15 protein-coding genes, 1 tRNA gene, 1 riboswitch and 1 other annotated feature are annotated in these 16867 nt (G+C 35.5%); of the genes, 6 read left to right on the top strand and 10 right to left on the bottom strand.

Translation table 11 applies throughout. The annotated features are described in order from the left end of the window. Positions 1-33 precede the first annotated feature (33 nt). Positions 34-330: a hypothetical protein gene (locus FC81_RS00750; RefSeq protein WP_057741996.1), complete on the bottom strand. Its 297-nt coding sequence runs from the start codon at positions 328-330 to the stop codon at positions 34-36. Between the two features lie 175 nt (positions 331-505). Between FC81_RS00750 and FC81_RS00745 the strand changes: the two genes are divergently transcribed. Further along, positions 506-589 (top strand) — tRNA-Leu (locus FC81_RS00745). A gap of 702 nt (positions 590-1291) precedes the next feature. Further along, the gene (locus tag FC81_RS00740) at positions 1292-1774 is read left to right on the top strand and encodes a TspO/MBR family protein (protein ID WP_057741993.1); all 483 of its coding nucleotides are present in this window, start codon (positions 1292-1294) and stop codon (positions 1772-1774) included. A 336-nt stretch (positions 1775-2110) separates the two neighbouring features. On the opposite strand, the gene FC81_RS00735 is transcribed toward FC81_RS00740, so the two are convergent. Next, the gene (locus FC81_RS00735; protein WP_057741990.1) at positions 2111-2635 is read right to left on the bottom strand and encodes a YagU family protein; all 525 of its coding nucleotides are present in this window, start codon (positions 2633-2635) and stop codon (positions 2111-2113) included. Positions 2636-3185: 550 nt separating this feature from the next. On the opposite strand from FC81_RS00735, the gene FC81_RS00730 reads away from it, so the two are divergent. Both FC81_RS00730 and FC81_RS00725 read left to right on the top strand, forming a co-directional pair. Next, positions 3186-3917: a gamma-glutamyl-gamma-aminobutyrate hydrolase family protein gene (locus FC81_RS00730; RefSeq protein WP_057741988.1), complete on the top strand. Its 732-nt coding sequence runs from the start codon at positions 3186-3188 to the stop codon at positions 3915-3917. A 238-nt stretch (positions 3918-4155) separates the two neighbouring features. Further along, positions 4156-4434: a hypothetical protein gene (locus FC81_RS00725; RefSeq protein WP_057741985.1), complete on the top strand. Its 279-nt coding sequence runs from the start codon at positions 4156-4158 to the stop codon at positions 4432-4434. Positions 4435-4558: 124 nt separating this feature from the next. Here the strand turns inward: FC81_RS00725 and FC81_RS00720 are convergent, their stop codons facing one another. Then, positions 4559-4840 (bottom strand): hypothetical protein, encoded by a 282-nt coding sequence (locus tag FC81_RS00720; RefSeq protein WP_057741982.1) that lies wholly within the window; start codon positions 4838-4840, stop codon positions 4559-4561. Positions 4841-5020: 180 nt separating this feature from the next. Here FC81_RS00720 and FC81_RS00715 point away from each other — a divergent pair, with 180 nt between their 5' ends. Further along, positions 5021-5311 carry a hypothetical protein gene (locus FC81_RS00715; RefSeq protein ID WP_057741979.1) on the top strand — a complete coding sequence of 97 codons (291 nt, stop codon included), beginning with the start codon at positions 5021-5023 and terminating at the stop codon, positions 5309-5311. A gap of 128 nt (positions 5312-5439) precedes the next feature. On the opposite strand, the gene FC81_RS00710 is transcribed toward FC81_RS00715, so the two are convergent. Together FC81_RS00710 and pepV are read right to left on the bottom strand one after the other, a co-directional pair. Next, positions 5440-5685 (bottom strand): hypothetical protein, encoded by a 246-nt coding sequence (locus tag FC81_RS00710; protein WP_057741975.1) that lies wholly within the window; start codon positions 5683-5685, stop codon positions 5440-5442. Between the two features lie 243 nt (positions 5686-5928). Further along, entirely contained in the window at positions 5929-7332 is a 1404-nt protein-coding gene (gene pepV / locus FC81_RS00705) for a dipeptidase PepV (protein WP_057741971.1), read from the bottom strand. Positions 7333-7469: 137 nt separating this feature from the next. On the opposite strand from pepV, the gene FC81_RS00700 reads away from it, so the two are divergent. Continuing rightward, on the top strand, positions 7470-8327 hold the full coding sequence (locus FC81_RS00700) for an NAD(P)H-hydrate dehydratase (RefSeq protein WP_057741968.1): 858 nt from the start codon (positions 7470-7472) through the stop codon (positions 8325-8327). Between the two features lie 60 nt (positions 8328-8387). Here FC81_RS00700 and FC81_RS00695 read toward each other — a convergent pair whose 3' ends face one another. The 5 genes from FC81_RS00695 to metK form a co-directional block, all read right to left on the bottom strand. Continuing rightward, complete coding sequence (locus FC81_RS00695) at positions 8388-9128, bottom strand: pseudouridine synthase (protein ID WP_057741965.1); 741 nt, start codon at positions 9126-9128, stop codon at positions 8388-8390. Positions 9129-9138: 10 nt separating this feature from the next. Continuing rightward, positions 9139-10725, bottom strand: a complete 1587-nt coding sequence (locus FC81_RS00690; RefSeq protein ID WP_235804609.1) for a putative polysaccharide biosynthesis protein — start codon at positions 10723-10725, stop codon at positions 9139-9141. Between the two features lie 426 nt (positions 10726-11151). Continuing rightward, complete coding sequence (locus FC81_RS00685) at positions 11152-12510, bottom strand: amino acid permease (RefSeq protein WP_057741960.1); 1359 nt, start codon at positions 12508-12510, stop codon at positions 11152-11154. Between the two features lie 175 nt (positions 12511-12685). After that, positions 12686-15100: a leucine--tRNA ligase gene (gene leuS, locus FC81_RS00680; RefSeq protein WP_057741956.1), complete on the bottom strand. Its 2415-nt coding sequence runs from the start codon at positions 15098-15100 to the stop codon at positions 12686-12688. 68 nt (positions 15101-15168) lie between these two features. Next, positions 15169-15382 (bottom strand) — a binding site (T-box leader). A 65-nt stretch (positions 15383-15447) separates the two neighbouring features. Further along, a complete protein-coding gene (gene metK, locus FC81_RS00675; RefSeq protein ID WP_057741953.1) occupies positions 15448-16638 on the bottom strand; it encodes a methionine adenosyltransferase in 1191 nt (396 codons plus the stop codon). Continuing rightward, positions 16636-16719, bottom strand: a riboswitch (SMK box riboswitch). (Overlaps the previous gene by 3 nt.) Positions 16720-16867 lie beyond the last annotated feature (148 nt).

Genomic DNA, 16867 nt, shown 5'->3' with positions numbered 1-16867 from the left:
TTTTAATTATAACATTATTACGTTAAATTGTCCTTAAGACCTGTTTACACGATCAAGGTAGAGTCGACAATTGACTCGTATCCAATCAAGATTTTCAAATAATGGTTTTTCATTATCAAGTAATAAAGCCATGTTTTCTAATAAATCATAGTAGTTACTGGTATCTTGCGATTTATTTTCCAATTCCGAACAGCAGGATTTAATAATCGTCTTTTCTACTAATTCTGCACGATGGATATCACCAGATAAAAAAAGTTCAATCGCTCTTTGTGATTCTTCTCGATAAATTCTAGCTCTTTCAACTAAATAATTTTTATTTACTTTACGCATACTTAAAACTCCATTCGCCAATAATGTTTTCGCTTACATTAGTATTTATTCTAAGTTATCAAAACTATTAATGCAAGAAAATAGTAAATTTCTTAAAAACTTAGCAAACTCATACCAAAATAAGTTCTTTTATTTTTTTAACCCAGGGTGTATACTGTTTAAGTATTATTCAGTTGCCCTCGTGGCGGAATTGGCAGACGCGCAGCGTTCAGGTCGCTGTTTGGGTTTCCAAGTACAGGTTCGACTCCTGCCGAGGGCATTTTTTATACAATTTAGTCAGATGTGAAAGCCTTGAAACGTTGATTTCAAGGCTTTTTTGTAAACTTATCTAAATTATCACATTTAATATAATTTTATTCTTGCTTATCTATTAAAATAAAATGTCGAATCAAATTACTATTGTCTATACTTTGCTTATTATATATATCAGTGTTTTTACGTTGATCCCTAGATTTTAGCGTTTTATATCTGCACACTTCTCTACGTGTATAAAACTTATTAAAAATCCATTTAAAACTATATTTTAAATAAATTTTTATTATCAGAACATATTACTTGAATTTAAATTGAAAACGTATATAATTCTCTCTTGTAGTTAAATAAAAAGGAGGGGAAAAACTATGCTGAAATGGTATTTAGTTGACCTTAAAGACAGAAAAAACATGACTAATGTTTTAGTACAGGCTTTTTCTCCAGCGGAAGCTCAAGAAAAAGCAACACAAGACTTAAAATAAAACTTAAGCACCTCTAAACTATAACTGTACTAAAACTAAATAATATTTTTAATTATTAGATCCAGTAGTGATTTTTTTCAAATCATTACTTGGATCTTTTTAATTAGATTTATTCTGAGTTTTAACGAAAAACATTAAACACATCCCCTATCTACAGCCTGAAAACAAAACCTTCTTTATTATGAAAAAGTACAATTGTGTTACACTCCTTAAAAGGGGATGATTCTATGCGTACTCGGTTAAAACCATTAGACTTTTTTAAATTAATAATGTTTATTATCTCGGTTGAACTAATTGGTTCATTTTCAGCCTTTTTTGCAGGCAATATTAAGTATGTTTACAACAATTTACATCTTCCCCCATTTTCTCCACCTGATTTTCTTTTTGGAATTGTTTGGCCTTTTCTTTACCTTCTAATCGGTATTGCTGGTTTTATTATTTGGCATCATTTTCCAGATCACAGAAGAGTTGGCCTTCTTAGTATATATGGAGTCCAGCTATTTATTAATTTTATCTGGAGCATTGTTTTCTTCAATCTAGAATATTACTGGCTTGGTTTTCTGCTCATTCTTGTACTTGATTTATTGGTGCTTATTTGTATTATTCAATTCACAAGGTTAAATAAAGTTGCTGGTTTTTTATTGTATCCATACTTTATTTGGCTCTTGTTTGCCACTTATTTAACTTTTGGCGTTGCTTGGCTAAACTAGTTTTTCAGACAGATGAAAGTCTTTTCAATCTAAAAAGAACTAGTGTAAAGCCTATCTCTTACTCCAGTCCTACGGAGTTTTGTCTGAACATGAAGCAAACGAGTCACCAAGCATTAACATCGTAAGACGGACTTTCAACTAATTTACGAACATGTAGTTAGCTATCTTTTAACGTACGTTTCAGCACTAAAGGTTTGGAAAAAATTACCATGAAAAAAGAGTGCGCGACTTTTGTCCCGCACTCTTCATGTTACCTGTCGTAAAAGCTATTTCGATGTACTACTTTAGATTAACTTTTACGTGCTTTAACTCATACTATTTCTATCTTTACTATCTCTAATCCACAGCAAGATGTTTCATTCTAGCCTTAAAGTCATGACGGCAGATCTCAAATGTCCACGCCCAAATCAAATGACCTAAAAACTCCGAAAAATGTTCATCGAAAGGCTGCATCCATGGTGCTGGGACGGTTCCTAATGCTGGCAAAATAATAATGTGGAAAGCAATCCAAATTACAAAACCATAAACGGTACCTTGAAGAAAGGTAACTTTGAGCCAGTATTCTGCAATCCAGCAATAAAGAATAGCAAAAACAATTGAAAAACCAAAATGTAAAATTAAGCTAACAAAGGGAACGTGCTGTCCAGAATAAGTGAAGTAAGCATGTGTAATTTTATAAGGAATTCCCATCTGTTGCATCAGTTCTTGTGGTGGATTAGTTAGATTGCGAATAGTTGTCCGTGGGGGTAACAAACCTTCCCAACCGATTTTTACAAAACCGGAAATAATCCCTCCAATTAAACCTAAATATACTGCACGCCAAAACTTAGTTCCGGCAGACTCTTTTGCGACACTTCGCATAGTGACACACCTCTCTTATAAATTTACAGTGTTTTAGCTTTAATAATTCAACACTGTACAAGACTATCTTACATCAAAATCTTATTACTTCAACCCTTAGATATATTATACTTAGTATTAGTTTTTCTCACTAATAGCCATTAGCTCGATCATTTTTTTAATTAGATTGACAAATATTTTATTATCGCGTAGTCTAAAAACAATATTAAAAGTATTATAAAAGAATAACCTTATTAATAATAAGACTTCATCATAAAAACTGCTTATCTTTAAGTATTTATCCTAGACTCCACCCTTAACTGGGTCTAAACTTAATAACTATAACTAATAATTAGGTTTGCTGCTATACTAAAATAAGTGACCATGTTTTAGACTCAAATCTAATTTGAATTTAGTTCTCATCGTTTTTACCCACTGCTTCTTTTAATATTATTGCTCATAAATAACGATAATAAAAAAGTAGCTTTTAGCTTCTCATTAGTCATTATCAAGAGGAAGCAAAAGTTACTTTTTAATTTTTGTAAGTTAATTTACTAAAGGAGAAACGACAATGATCCCTAAAATTGGAATTGCAAGTAATCATCTACTTCACCCTACTGAAAGATTTAAAACAAATTATGTTGACTATATCCAAAAAGCGTACGTTGATGGTGTTCGCCAAAGTGGCGGGCTTCCACTTGTCTTTCCGCTTGGTTATTCTGCTGAAGCTAAAAGCTATCTTGAACTGGTAGATGCTTTACTACTCGCTGGAGGACAAGACGTTTCACCTGCGTTATACGGCACTGAACCAATTAAAGCATTAGGTGAAACTGATTTAGCTCGTGATAAATTTGAAATTGCTTTAGTTAAAGAAGCCATTAGACAGCAAAAACCTATTTTAGGAATATGCCGTGGTCAGCAACTCGTTAATGTTGCCTTAGGAGGTACTCTCTTTCAGGATCTCTCTTCTCAAAAACAAATCTCAACTGTGCATAATCAGTTTCCAACTGATTTTGATATTCAAACTCATTATATTACTACTAACCAGCAGTCTTGGATAAGTAATTTATTTGGTCAACGTTTATTTGTAAATTCATTTCACCACCAAGCAGTAAATAAATTGGGGAGTGGTCTTTCAGTTGTTGCTCGAAGTGACGACAACATTATTGAAGCTCTTGAATCTAACGATGGTAACATTTTTACAGTTCAATTCCATCCAGAATGTTTATTTAAAGCACATTCCGAATTTAGTCAGATTTTTGCATATTTAATTCAAAAAGCTGTCGCAGCTAGAAAAAATTGATGTAATAAAAAGTAATTATCTCTTTCAACACCTAATTACACTAGAGAATACTAGTACTATGTAAACTTAATTTAAGTAAGTATTGATTAGATTTCCCTTAGACAAAGTAATTTTTAATAAAAAAGCGTATTATATGAAACCAAGCAATGATTATAGGAACATTTTTTTGCTTAAAGTTTATAAATGTGTACTTTATTATCATTTTTAGGTTATAATTTATCTAAGGGAAGTGATCGGGATGCTTGATTATACTTTTATTAGAGAATTCATCTTTTTTATAAATAATTCACATAATAGTAGTGGGCCTACTGAAAAGGAGACACTTATTTTTGCAACTCGCTGCGGTATCGGTAAACACGAACTCGGTTATGTTGAAGTCCTTTTATTTGAAGCTGCTTTTATCACACATAAACCATCTTGTATTGAAAACCGGTTCGTAAATTTAACTCCAGGTGTTTTAACTCCTGCGGGTAAGAACGCTTTACTATTAAACCAAAGATTACTTGAAGTTGACTAGTACATATACTCAGACTTCTCATTCTTTAGGAATTATTTAAGTAGTAAGATTGCCTAGCTAATTACAGTAGGCTCTTTTTTTGTTCGAAAACGGAATAATAATTTTAAAGAAATTCTTTAATCAGTTATTTCTTAGGGAAACTAACGACTGTGCCATAACCATGTAACAACATATATTTAGGACCTACAGCCACGCGAACAATCTCTGAATTGAAATTCACTCCGATAACTCCATCGCCATTTTTGGCAGCCGCACGTTCTACTAATTTTTCCTTAACTTGATTATACATCTCATCATATTGGTCTACTTCATCAATCCTATCCGCTGTTAATGTTCGTTTTACCGTTGCATTGACAATCCCTAAAATCATATATGTTCTATTGATGTCTCGTGTTGTTAAAAACATAACCTACACCACTCTTCCTTAAATTTACTCTCTACTTTCTTCAATTCTAAAATAAGATGCTGGGATTGACAAGTATCAACGCTGATCATTTACTTAACTATCATAATAATTTAAAATCATAATTCACACTTAAATACTATATATGGTATACTATTATGGTTAATGAAAGGCGGTTGTTACATGCATTTTTATATCAATTTGACAAATAACCTTAAACTCCAAATTGATCCTGACACAATAGTAACTGGTTACTGTGTTTCAGGAACCCCTAGTGAGGGAAATTTAAAGAAGGTCTTTTCAACATCTTTTGCCAAATGGCATGAAGAAGGTCACATCACTCAGAATAAAGATGAGATGTTGAGTTACTTAGCTTGTATGCTAACCCATATTGACTGGTTCTCAATTGGTTCAGTTGATGATAATCATAGTCTTTTCAGCACAAACTGTGTCCAAAGCATCATCAAGTTATAAATTAATTTCTCACAACAATATATAAAAGACCTACGGTAAGGTTAACTTTACCGTAGGTCTTTTATATATTGAAGTCTAAAAAACCAAGCTTTTTAAGAAGCTTTCTTTCCCATCAAGGCTTATTTTGACTACAAAAAAATCCGGTAATTTCTTTTATTGATATTAACGGTCTCTTTTGTAGTTCTTTTAGAGTTCATTTTCAATAAGTTCTTCAGCATCCGTTCCAATTTTTCATTATCTTTCAAATGTCCTAGAATATCTTTATCTATTTTCACAGCAAGATGTTCTTTTTTGCTGGGGACTAAGAATACAGTTGCCTTATCATCCTCTGATAAAATGTTCGCCTCAAGTTCGTGCATAAATCCTTTTTGCATATCACGGCCTCCTCATTCACACTAACCTAAGTGTACGCTTTATTTTTTCTCATTTCAAAAAGTTAAGAGCTATTTCTTGTTTTTTTCAATATTTTCATTATTGTATCAAAACAAAAAACTTATTATTAATTGAAAAGTATACCTTCTTCACACTATCATTAGAAAATAAAAAAGCAAAGATCATTTTTACCCCCTGATCTTTACTTTTCTTACAACCTTGTTAGAATACTATTTCAATAATTATTACTTAATTAACCTATAGATCGACTCAGCATAAATTGCTGCAGCTGTTAACAAATCTTCAACTGGTATAAATTCATTTGCTTGATGCATTGTATCCGGGGCATCCGGGAACATTGCTCCAAAGCCCACTCCGCGTCTCATTAAGCGTGCATAAGTTCCCCCACCAACAACTACCCCGTAACCTTCTTTGCCTGTCTGTTTTTCATATACATCCAATAACGTTTTTACTAATGGATCATCTAAGGAAACATAATGCGGTTCTTGCAGTTTCCCAGCTATTTTTGTCTCTGCTTTAAAATTAGCTGCTCTCTTATCAAGCGCTTCTTTGATCGAATCTGCTTTTAACCCGCGGGGGAAACGGAAATTCAAAATTATTTGTCCACCCTGTAAAATGTCATATTCAAAGATACCTGCATTCATCGTTAAATCACCCATCACATTATCAGTAAAATGTATTCCAAAATTATCCATCCGCGAATCCTGATGCAGACACTGAGCTGCAAAAAGAACATAATTTTTAGCAACTCCACTTAGTTTTAAACCGCTCAAGAAGAGTGCTAAGTAGGTTCCTGCATTTATCCCGTTCCGTGGTTCTTGAGCATGAGCTGCTTTTCCAATTACCACGAGCTTAATTATTCCATCTTTTTGCATTACTTTTCCTTGAATTGGATTTTGTGCAACAAATTGAGTGAATACCTTTTCTAGTTTTTCAAACGCAATACCACTCACATGTGCTACTGCTTCACGTGGAACCATATTTTCACGCATCCCTGCTTTAAAATCAAGAAGAACTACTTTTCCTATCTGTTTTTCGTTATCAAATTGTATACTATAGGTCACATTTCCCTTTTCACCATTGATTAATGGAAAAGCTGCATCCGGTGAAAAACCAAAATCCGGTTTAGGCATTTTAGTAAAATAATGTTTCACACAGCGCCACTGACTTTCTTCGTCCGTCCCTAAAATAAACCGTACTCTCTTATGGACTGGTAACCCCAACTCCTTAAGTAATTTTAACCCGTAATAAGCTGCCATTGAAGGACCTTTATCATCAGAAGCTCCCCGTGCGTAAAGCCGTCCATTCTTAATGACTGGTTCAAAAGGTGCGGTCTCCCAGCCTGCTCCTGCCGGCATAACATCTACATGTGCTAAGATGCCCAAAGTCTCTTGACCTGTTCCATATTCAATATGTCCAGCAAAACCATCAACATTTAAAGTTGTAAAGCCGTCTTCTGAGGCGATTTGAAGAAACTTATCTAAAGCTTTTCTAGGTCCTGATCCAAAAGGTGCTTCTTTTGTTGCACTACTTTCATCACGTACACTCTCAATCCGCAGCATTTCCTCTAGATCCGTCAATAAGTTATCTTTTCTTTTTCTAATTTCTTTTTGCCAATCTATCTTCATTATTCTTCCTCCACAATATCACATATGCATTAATTTTAGCATATACAGCCGTTATCCACTAAAAAGGACCTCTCCTTAAATCCAACTATGTTAAAATATAGTAAATCAGTTGCTGATTCTTTTAAGGAGATGATCATATCCATCTATTACAAGCAAGTATCTTGAAACAAGTTATTCTACCGCGTCCGTTTAAGAGCCATAAGGGGAATTTTGGACGAGTTCTAACCATCGGTGGTAATGAGAACTACGGTGGAGCTATCTTAATGTCCTCTTCAGCAGCTGTTCATGCTGGAGCTGGCTTGGTAAGCTGCGCCACAGATACTAAGAACCTAACAGCATTACATTCAATCGTTCCTGAAGCAATGTTCATTAACTACCAAAACGATGTCGAATTAGTAAACGCTGTTGATGCTGCAAATGTATTAGTCATTGGTCCCGGGCTAGGTACAGATGCTACAGCCTTAAAGATTCTACAAAAAGTTATCTCAAATACTAATACAAAACAATTCATTATCGTTGACGGATCAGCAATTACCCTAGCTGCGCAGGAACCAGCACTTCTAGAAATATTGGCTACACGCAAGACGATCTACACGCCCCATCAAATGGAGTGGCAACGACTTAGCGGTATTGAAATCTCTAAACAAAATAATATTAAAAATGCACTGAAGCAACAAGAACTAGAAGCAACAGTTGTTCTAAAAAAGTATCATACAACTATTTATCACACAGATGGTTCTGCTTCACAATTAGAAGTAGGTGGCCCTTATATGAGTACTGGCGGGATGGGAGACACCTTGACTGGTATCATCGCAGCTTTTCTTGGGCAATTTCATTTTAAAAACTACGAACATGTTGTTGATGCTGCTGTTTACGCTCATAGTGCGCTCGGGCAAGAGCTTGCTGCTTCAAAATACGTTGTCTTACCAACAGATATTATTAATCACCTTCAGCATTTCATGTCCAATTATGTCCAATCAACTATTCAAAAATAACATTCATACTTTTTAATAAAACAGTTAACGTTCTCTCCAACAAACAGTATCAAAATAACGTTAACTGTATTTTTTAGTCTCACCTCTTCTTTTCTCTTTCAGATTTGCTATCTCTGCTGCTGTTAACTCTCTGTATTCCCCCAAATCAAGCCCACTATCCAATACTAATGAGCCCATCTTAATTCGCTTCAAAGTTAAAACTCGCATTGAAAGTGATCCTATCATCCGTTTGATTTGATGGTATTTACCTTCAGTTATTGTGAGCCTGAGCCAGCTATTCTTCTGATCAGTTTGTAGGATCTGAACTTCCGCTCCTTTGACCCGTTCACCATTTCTAAGAATCATTCCTTCTTTAAGCTTTCTTTTCGAACCCTCATCAATAAGTCCCGCGACTTTAACTTGATAAACTTTACTGATATGATGTGCTGGCGACAAGAGTCGGTGTGCTAGTTTTCCATCATTCGTTATTAAAACTAGCCCTGTAGTGTCTTTATCAAGTCGTCCCACTGGAAAGAGTGAACTATTTTGAGCAGCCTCATCTAAGAGATCAAGAACTGTTTTTTGTTCGGCATCAACTGTTGCACAGATTACACCCTGTGGTTTATTCAACATATAATAAAAAAATGGCTGATAGACAATTGTTTTTCCTGCAACTTCTACTCTGTCATTTTTCTCGTCTAGCGTAACCTTACCACTTTTTACGTATTGTTGATTTAGCGTAACCTTACCTTCCTTTATCAATTTTCGTACTTGTGAACGTGTTCCGAGCCCTGCTTTAGCCAAATATTTATCGATCCGCATTTATTTCACCTCATTTAATTCTTAAACGACGACGCAGCCCCGCGACTTTGGCTCCCAGTATTTTATCTGCAATCCGAGTCTTGAGACACAAGTAAATATACACGTATCCACCAATTGCTGCCGCTAATAGTAAAACGATCAAAGATTGGATTCTACTATTTGGATTGAAGAGTAAATTACTAAGTTGGACTACTCCAAGAGTCACTCCAAACATTAACAAAGCAAAAAACAGTAAACCGTCGAAGCGACGCATAATCCGAGCCGCGTTTATTCCAAAATGCAAATAGAAAAACCGTAGCATTAGTAAATTAGAGACCAGCATTCCAATTCCGGTAGCTAATAATGGTCCAAATCCTTTCAGGAAGATAATTAAAGGAATCTGTACGATCATCTTTACAATTAGTCCAATAACAAAATACTTGATTGCTATTTTATTTTGGTAGACACCTTGTAATAATGATGAAAGAACCATAAATAAGCCGATTGGCAAAGCAATATAAGAAGCGAAACTTAGAATAAAGATTCCCGTATGATCATATGTATAAAAAATAACATATAGTGGTTTAGCAACAGCCGCCATCCCTAGCGAACACGGCAGCATAACGATCAGAAATAATTCAAGTGCATCGTTGATCTGTGTTGCAATCTGTTCTTTGTCTCGTTTTGTATACGCCTCAGAAAGTAAAGGAATAACTGTTATTGCCATTGCTGAAGCCAATGAAATCGTAATCATAATCAACTTATTAGCGTTCCCCGCAAAGAGTGCAAACCAGTCATTTATCTGACGTAGATTTAAGACCGAGAAGCGCTGCATCACTGGTTGAAATGTAAACTGATCGATTAAATTATACAGTGTCGTTGATACACCAATAATAATGAACGGAATGGACTCGTATAAAACCTCCTTAATAATATGTCCATCAGAAACCTGAAGACGATTGGAACTTTGAAGTACCAACTGATCCATCTGTCTCTTTTGGCGAAAATAGTATGCTACCAATATAAACAATCCACCTAAGGCTCCAATAAACGCTGCAAAGGTCGAATGAACGACACCCATAACATAGTTTTCTTTTAATACCCGCATTATAAAAAAAGTTGCTGCTAGCATATATATAATACGTACTATTTGTTCAAGTAGCTGTGACATTGCTGACGGGAACATATCCTGATAGCCTTGGAAAAACCCCCGTGTCAAACTCATAACCGGTATAACCGTCAAAGCAACTGCCAAGGAGCGATAAACTGGAACTAGATTCGCATCCCCTTGCGAAATAAACGGCGCACTAATCCACATTAACAAAGCACAAAGAATTCCTATGATTATCATTAATAAGAGTGACTTTTTAAATAATCTCCGCCCAACAGCATACTCATTTTGTGCATTATAATGTGCAACCTGTTTAGCAACAGCTGATGGGATCCCTGAAATTGCAATCATTAAAAACATACTATAAACTGTATAGCCCTTCGTATAAAGAGCATTAGCTTGTAATTTATCTGCACCGAACCAGCCATACCAGGGAATAATATACACTGCACCTAAAATACGCGAGAAAATACTTCCGATCGTCATCCAAGCAGAACCCTGTAGCATTTTTTCTTTTGCCGTTTTACTAACTACGATATTGCTTTTATCTAGTTCATCAACTTTACTATTTTTTTTAATGGACCATCTTCCCATTTTATTATCCTACCTTTTTGCTTATTCAACTTTGTTAAGTTTAAACTGTTTTATAATAACAAGCAACGCATAGCCCATATTCATCCCAAAAAGACTAGTTCAAAAATTACTTTTGAACTAGTCTTTTTGCTCATTTATATAACAACAAGCCTAAATTATGTTTTCTGCTTAATCTTTAGCTATCTATATAAAGAATCTACCATATCCGTATTTTAAGTCAATATTTGATTTTAAACGACTATCTATTGTTCTGCATTCTTTTTTCTCCAGCTGTTTCAAGAAAATCAGCTTCTCTTTATAAAGAAATTTGGAGGTTATGTTACTTTATTATTTTTTCAGTTACCTCTTTTTAAAGCCATTTTTATTCTTCTTAAAAATAAATTGATAGACTACACCTAAGGCTGCAAACCAGATGATTGAAAAGACAAGTGAGAGTAGCGTATTCCTGCTCAATGCCAATAGACACAGCACCCCCAAGAAGAAGATAATTGTAACAATATTTGAAAATGGATATAACGGCATTGGGAAAAGATATTTTTGCTTCTTATTTTGCAACCTATATTTATAATGACAGACCACGAGCACGACCCAGACAAAAATAAAACTAATAGTAGCTACACCAGAGATAATTTCAAAAACACTTTTAGGAACAACGTAATTCAGCAGTACAATTATAAATAAAACAACTGATGAAAAAATCAGTGATTGCACTGGGACGCTTTGATTACTTGTTTTTCCAAAAAATTGCGGTGCTTTTTTACTATGTGATAAAACATATAATGTTCGGCTCGTACTAAAAATTGCACTATTACATGCAGACAAGGCTGCCGTTAAAACAACAAAGTTAATTACACCTGCAGCTACTTTAATTCCAATACCTGAGAAGACCTGCACAAAAGGACTCGAAGTTGTGGCAATTTCATTCCAAGGATAAATACACATTAAAACAAACATTGACCCCAAATAAAACAGGCCTATTCTGATTGGTAGACTGTTGATCGCCCGCGGAATATCTCTCTTAGGGTCTTCAGTTTCACCGGAAGTCAATCCTACCATTTCAATACCAGTAAAGGCAAAAATTACCATTGGAAAAGCCGCCAAGAAACCAGACCAGCCCTTAGGGAAAAAGCCGCCATAGTTAAAGAGGTTACCGATACTTACTTGATGACCGCTAACATTGGTTTGAAATATAATCAAAACAATCCCTGTTACGATTAGGGCCATGATCGCCAACACCTTGATACTTGCAAACCAAGATTCAAGTTCACCATAAATACCTACACTTAATAAATTAAAACCTAATAGAACAATAATAATAACTAAGGGTGTCACCCATTGAGGAATAAAAGGGAACCAATATCCAATGTAGATTCCGCTAGCTGTTAGATCAGCCATTGCCAAACTTTCCCAGCATAACCAATATGTCCAACCAATAACAAACTCCCACCTATCACCTAGATAAACACGAACAAAATCAATAAAAGATGTTAACTTTGTATCAGATAAGACAAGTTCACCGATTGCGCGCATCATAAAAAAGCAGATAATACCAGCAATTAAATATGCTAAAACGATTGCTGGACCAGCTTTTTGAATTGCTGTCCCTGAGCCAAGAAATAGTCCAGTTCCGATTGCGCCGCCGATAGCGATCATTTGCACATGACGATGTGTTAAAGCCCGCGAAAGTTCATTTTTCATATCTCCAACATTCCTCCTAAATAAAAAAATTAAAATACTATTATCTTAATAATATATGCCTTTAATTGTATAAAATTAATGTAGCAGTTGCAAACAGAAGTTGGCTTTTTATTAACAAAAAAAGACCAGCACTATCAAAAAGACTGGTCTTTTCATTATTTATTTCAACTTTACCTTACTTTACAACAATATTAACTAACTTACCTGGAACAGCAATAACTCGTTTAATCTCTTTTTCACCGATATCACTTTTAACCTTTTCGTCACTTAGTACTCTTTGTTCGAGCTCTTCTTTCGAAACTTGTTTAGAAACTTCTAAATGCTGTTTAACCTTTCCATTTACCTGCACGACGATCTCAACTTTATCCTCAACCAACTTACTTACATCAAAAGATGGCCATTCTTCATAAGTTATCGTTCCTAAATGTCCTAGTTTAGTCCATAGTTCTTCAGCAACATGCGGCATAATCGGGGCAACCATTTTCACAAATCCTTCAATATACTCTAGCGGCAAAGCAGCTGCTTTATATGCTTCATTAACAAAGACCATTAATTGCGAAATAGCTGTATTAAAATGCATCTCTGTATAATCTTCTGTAACTTTCTTAACTGTTTGGTTATAAATTCGGTCAATTTTACCATCATTTAAAGTCGTAATCCGATCACGTAACTGGTCATCATCATCAATGATCAGACGCCATATCCGCTTAACGAAACGATTAGCCCCGTTCAATCCATCTTCACTCCACGCAATTGAAGCATCTAACGGACCCATGAACATTTCATACAAACGTAATGTGTCTGCTCCATACTTTTCTACAATATCATCTGGATTGACAACATTTCCTTTTGACTTCGACATTTTTTCATGATTATCCCCTAAAATCATTCCTTGGTTTACTAATTTCTGGAAAGGTTCTTTAGTAGGAACAACACCAATATCATAAAGAAATTTATGCCAAAAACGTGCATATAATAAATGGAGAACCGCATGTTCTGCTCCACCAACATAGAGATTGACCGGCAACCATTCTTCTAGTTTCTTATAATCTGCAATCGCTCCTTGATTATGCGGATCAACATAGCGTAAGAAGTACCAAGAACTTCCTGCCCATTGCGGCATTGTGTTGGTCTCACGTTTACCTTTACGCCCATTTTGATCGACTATATTTACCCAATCAGCAAGATTAGCTAGAGGACTTTCACCAGTTCCAGAAGGCTTGATATCTTCTGTTATTGGAAGATGTAATGGGAGCTGGTCTTCAGGTACAAGTGTTGTCTCCCCATCTTCCCAGTGAATAACTGGAATCGGTTCACCCCAATAACGCTGACGTGAAAATAACCAGTCACGCAAACGATAATTCACCTTCTCATTACCAACACAGTGTTCCTTTAACCAATCAATAATTGTCGCAATTGCTTCTTCTTTATCCATTCCATTTAAAAAGTCCGAATTGATATGCTGCCCATCACCTGTATATGCTTCTTTAGTAACGTTGCCGCCTTCAATAACTGGGATAATAGGTAAATTAAATTTAGTTGCAAACTCAAAATCACGGCTATCATGTGCTGGTACGACCATAACTGCACCAGTACCATATGTTGCAAGAACATAATCAGCTATCCATAATTGAATCTTTTCACCGTTAACCGGATTTAGAACATAACTACCTGTAAAGACCCCTGTTTTTTCTTTAGCTAAATCTGTTCTTTCTAGATCAGACTTATGCGAGATTTCTTGAATATATCTCTCCACGACTTTCTTCTGCCCTGGAGTTGTTAATTCTTTAACAATCTCTAGTTCTGGTGCCAAAACAAGCGCTGTTGCACCAAAGATAGTATCTGGTCGAGTAGAAAAGACCTCTATTTCTTTTTCTTCTTGTCCTGCAACCTTAAATTTAATACTTGCACCAACAGATTTCCCAATCCAATTACGTTGTTGTTCTTTGATGTTTTCCGGCCAATCCACATCATCTAAATCTTTGATTAAACGATCAGCATAAGCTGTTATTTTCAATACCCACTGCCGCATTGGTTTTCGAATCACAGGAAAACCGCCGCGTTCAGTTTTACCATCGATAACTTCTTCATTAGCAACAACTGTCCCTAGGTCTGGACTCCAGTTAACAGCTACTTCATCCTCATACGCTAGACCCTTTTCGTACAGTTTTTCAAAAATCCATTGGGTCCACTTATAATAAGATGGGTCCGTAGTATTGATTTCACGATCCCAATCATACGATAATCCCAGTGATTTAATCTGCCGTCTAAAATTATTAATATTTTTCTTAGTGAATTTACGAGGAGAGTTTCCTGTGTTTAAGGCATATTGCTCGGCTGGCAGTCCAAATGCATCCCAGCCCATTGGATGTAAGACATTAAATCCTTGCATTCGTTTCATCCGTGCAATAATATCCGTTGCCGTATAACCTTCTGGATGTCCAACATGTAACCCCTGTCCTGATGGATATGGAAACATATCTAATGAGTAAAAGTTTTTACGCTTAGGATCTTCTGTCGTTTTAAAAGTCTTATGTGTTTCCCAATAATGCTGCCATTTTTGTTCAATTAACTTATGGTTATAAGCCATCTTTTTGTTCATTCCCTTCGTAGTAAAAGCTAAATAAAAAAGCCCTATAGAAGCTCTTTTAAAACTTCCTATAGGACGAGAGGACTCGCGGTACCACCTATTTTCCAACACCCAATTCTGGTGCTGACACTCCATTCTTTAACGGAAATACCCGTTCTTATCTACAAAAGTTCAATAAGAAACTCTAAGGCGAGTTCAGAGTACTCACTATGTATACCTTTCACCATCTGTACACTCTCTGCAATAAGTAGTTCTCTTACTAATCCTCATCAACGTAAATTATTTACATTATCGTAGCAGATTGCGTTAAGAAAAGCAAGGTACTCTAAAAACTTATCTACTAAGCTTTATAGACCTAGTGCCTTTCTCAATTCATCGACCTTATCGGTTTTTTCCCACGGTAAATCAATATCAGTTCTTCCAAAATGACCATAAGCTGCTGTCTTCTTATAAATAGGTCTTCTTAAGTCAAGCATCTTAATAATTCCTGCTGGGCGTAAATCAAAAATCTTACGAACTGCTTTTTGAAGATCACTTTCAGAGAACTTCGATGTTCCAAATGAATTAACTGAAATTGAAACAGGCTGTGCTACTCCTATCGCATAAGCTAATTGAACTTCCACTTGAGTAGCAACTTTAGCTGCAACAATATTTTTAGCTATGTATCTAGCTGCATAACTAGCAGATCGGTCAACTTTAGTAGCATCTTTCCCTGAGAAAGCCCCACCGCCATGATGCGCGTAACCGCCATAAGTATCTACAATGATTTTGCGTCCTGTTAAACCAGCATCACCTTGTGGTCCTCCGACAACGAATCTTCCAGTTGGATTAACGAAATACTTTGTCTTTTCATCCAAAAGCTTAGCTGGAATAACTGCTTTTATAACCTTTTCAATTACATCTTTGCGAATTTTTTCTAAGCTAACATCTGCATCGTGTTGTGTTGAAATAACAACTGTATCTACCCGTGCTGGTTTATTAACTTCATCATACTCAACCGTTACCTGTGCCTTGGCATCCGGTCCTAGATAGTCTAAGATATGTGTTTTCCTAATTTCAGCAATTTTACGCATCAATTGATGGCTCAACGAAATTGGTAACGGCATTAACTCAGGTGTTTCATTAATTGCATACCCAAACATCATACCTTGATCCCCAGCTCCGATCTGATCTAATGGATCAGCATCTCCTTCGCGCTGTTCAAGCGATTGATCAACTCCTTGAGCAATATCAGGCGATTGTTCATCAATAGATGTCATTACGGCGCAATTATCACCATCAAAACCATATTTATTGTTAACATATCCAATTTCCTTAATTGTATCTCTAACAACCTTTTGGATATCTATATATGCATTGGTAGAGACTTCTCCTACTACAACTACAAGTCCAGTCGTAACGGTTGTTTCACAAGCCACACGTGCATTAGGATCTTTCTCTAATAACGCATCCAAAATAGCATCACTAATTTGATCAGCAATTTTATCTGGATGCCCTTCGGAAACAGATTCCGATGTAAATAAATGTCTTTCTGACACGATATAATTCCCCCATTCAATAATTTGGTTACAAGGCATCTTCACACAGATGAATCCTATCGGGAATGTGCTGTAACATGACTTATTCTATCACATCTTATCTTCAGTTAAAACAGCGATTATTTGTATGACCAACAAAAAAACTGCCCCATATCAACTGACAGTTTCACAAAAATGGGTCTAAACTTTCTGGTATTGATGGAAATCATCAATGCCAGATTTTTTTGTA

Source organism: Liquorilactobacillus capillatus DSM 19910, from assembly GCF_001434915.1.
Lineage (GTDB): Bacteria > Bacillota > Bacilli > Lactobacillales > Lactobacillaceae > Liquorilactobacillus > Liquorilactobacillus capillatus.
The sequence above is the reverse complement of the archived record's forward strand: the minus strand, read 5'-3'. Positions and strand labels throughout refer to the sequence as shown.

What these genes read in the sequence shown, in the direction of transcription:
- FC81_RS00750 (WP_057741996.1), bottom strand. Translation starts at nt 330, where the DNA reads ATGCGTAAAGTAAATAAAAATTATTTAGTTGAAAGAGCTAGAATTTAT.
- FC81_RS00740 (WP_057741993.1), top strand. Translation starts at nt 1,292, where the DNA reads ATGCGTACTCGGTTAAAACCATTAGACTTTTTTAAATTAATAATGTTT.
- FC81_RS00735 (WP_057741990.1), bottom strand. Translation starts at nt 2,635, where the DNA reads ATGCGAAGTGTCGCAAAAGAGTCTGCCGGAACTAAGTTTTGGCGTGCA.
- FC81_RS00730 (WP_057741988.1), top strand. Translation starts at nt 3,186, where the DNA reads ATGATCCCTAAAATTGGAATTGCAAGTAATCATCTACTTCACCCTACT.
- FC81_RS00725 (WP_057741985.1), top strand. Translation starts at nt 4,156, where the DNA reads ATGCTTGATTATACTTTTATTAGAGAATTCATCTTTTTTATAAATAAT.
- FC81_RS00720 (WP_057741982.1), bottom strand. Translation starts at nt 4,840, where the DNA reads ATGTTTTTAACAACACGAGACATCAATAGAACATATATGATTTTAGGG.
- FC81_RS00715 (WP_057741979.1), top strand. Translation starts at nt 5,021, where the DNA reads ATGCATTTTTATATCAATTTGACAAATAACCTTAAACTCCAAATTGAT.
- FC81_RS00710 (WP_057741975.1), bottom strand. Translation starts at nt 5,685, where the DNA reads ATGCAAAAAGGATTTATGCACGAACTTGAGGCGAACATTTTATCAGAG.
- pepV (WP_057741971.1), bottom strand. Translation starts at nt 7,332, where the DNA reads ATGAAGATAGATTGGCAAAAAGAAATTAGAAAAAGAAAAGATAACTTA.
- FC81_RS00695 (WP_057741965.1), bottom strand. Translation starts at nt 9,128, where the DNA reads ATGCGGATCGATAAATATTTGGCTAAAGCAGGGCTCGGAACACGTTCA.
- FC81_RS00690 (WP_235804609.1), bottom strand. Translation starts at nt 10,725, where the DNA reads ATGCTACAGGGTTCTGCTTGGATGACGATCGGAAGTATTTTCTCGCGT.
- FC81_RS00685 (WP_057741960.1), bottom strand. Translation starts at nt 12,510, where the DNA reads ATGAAAAATGAACTTTCGCGGGCTTTAACACATCGTCATGTGCAAATG.
- leuS (WP_057741956.1), bottom strand. Translation starts at nt 15,100, where the DNA reads ATGGCTTATAACCATAAGTTAATTGAACAAAAATGGCAGCATTATTGG.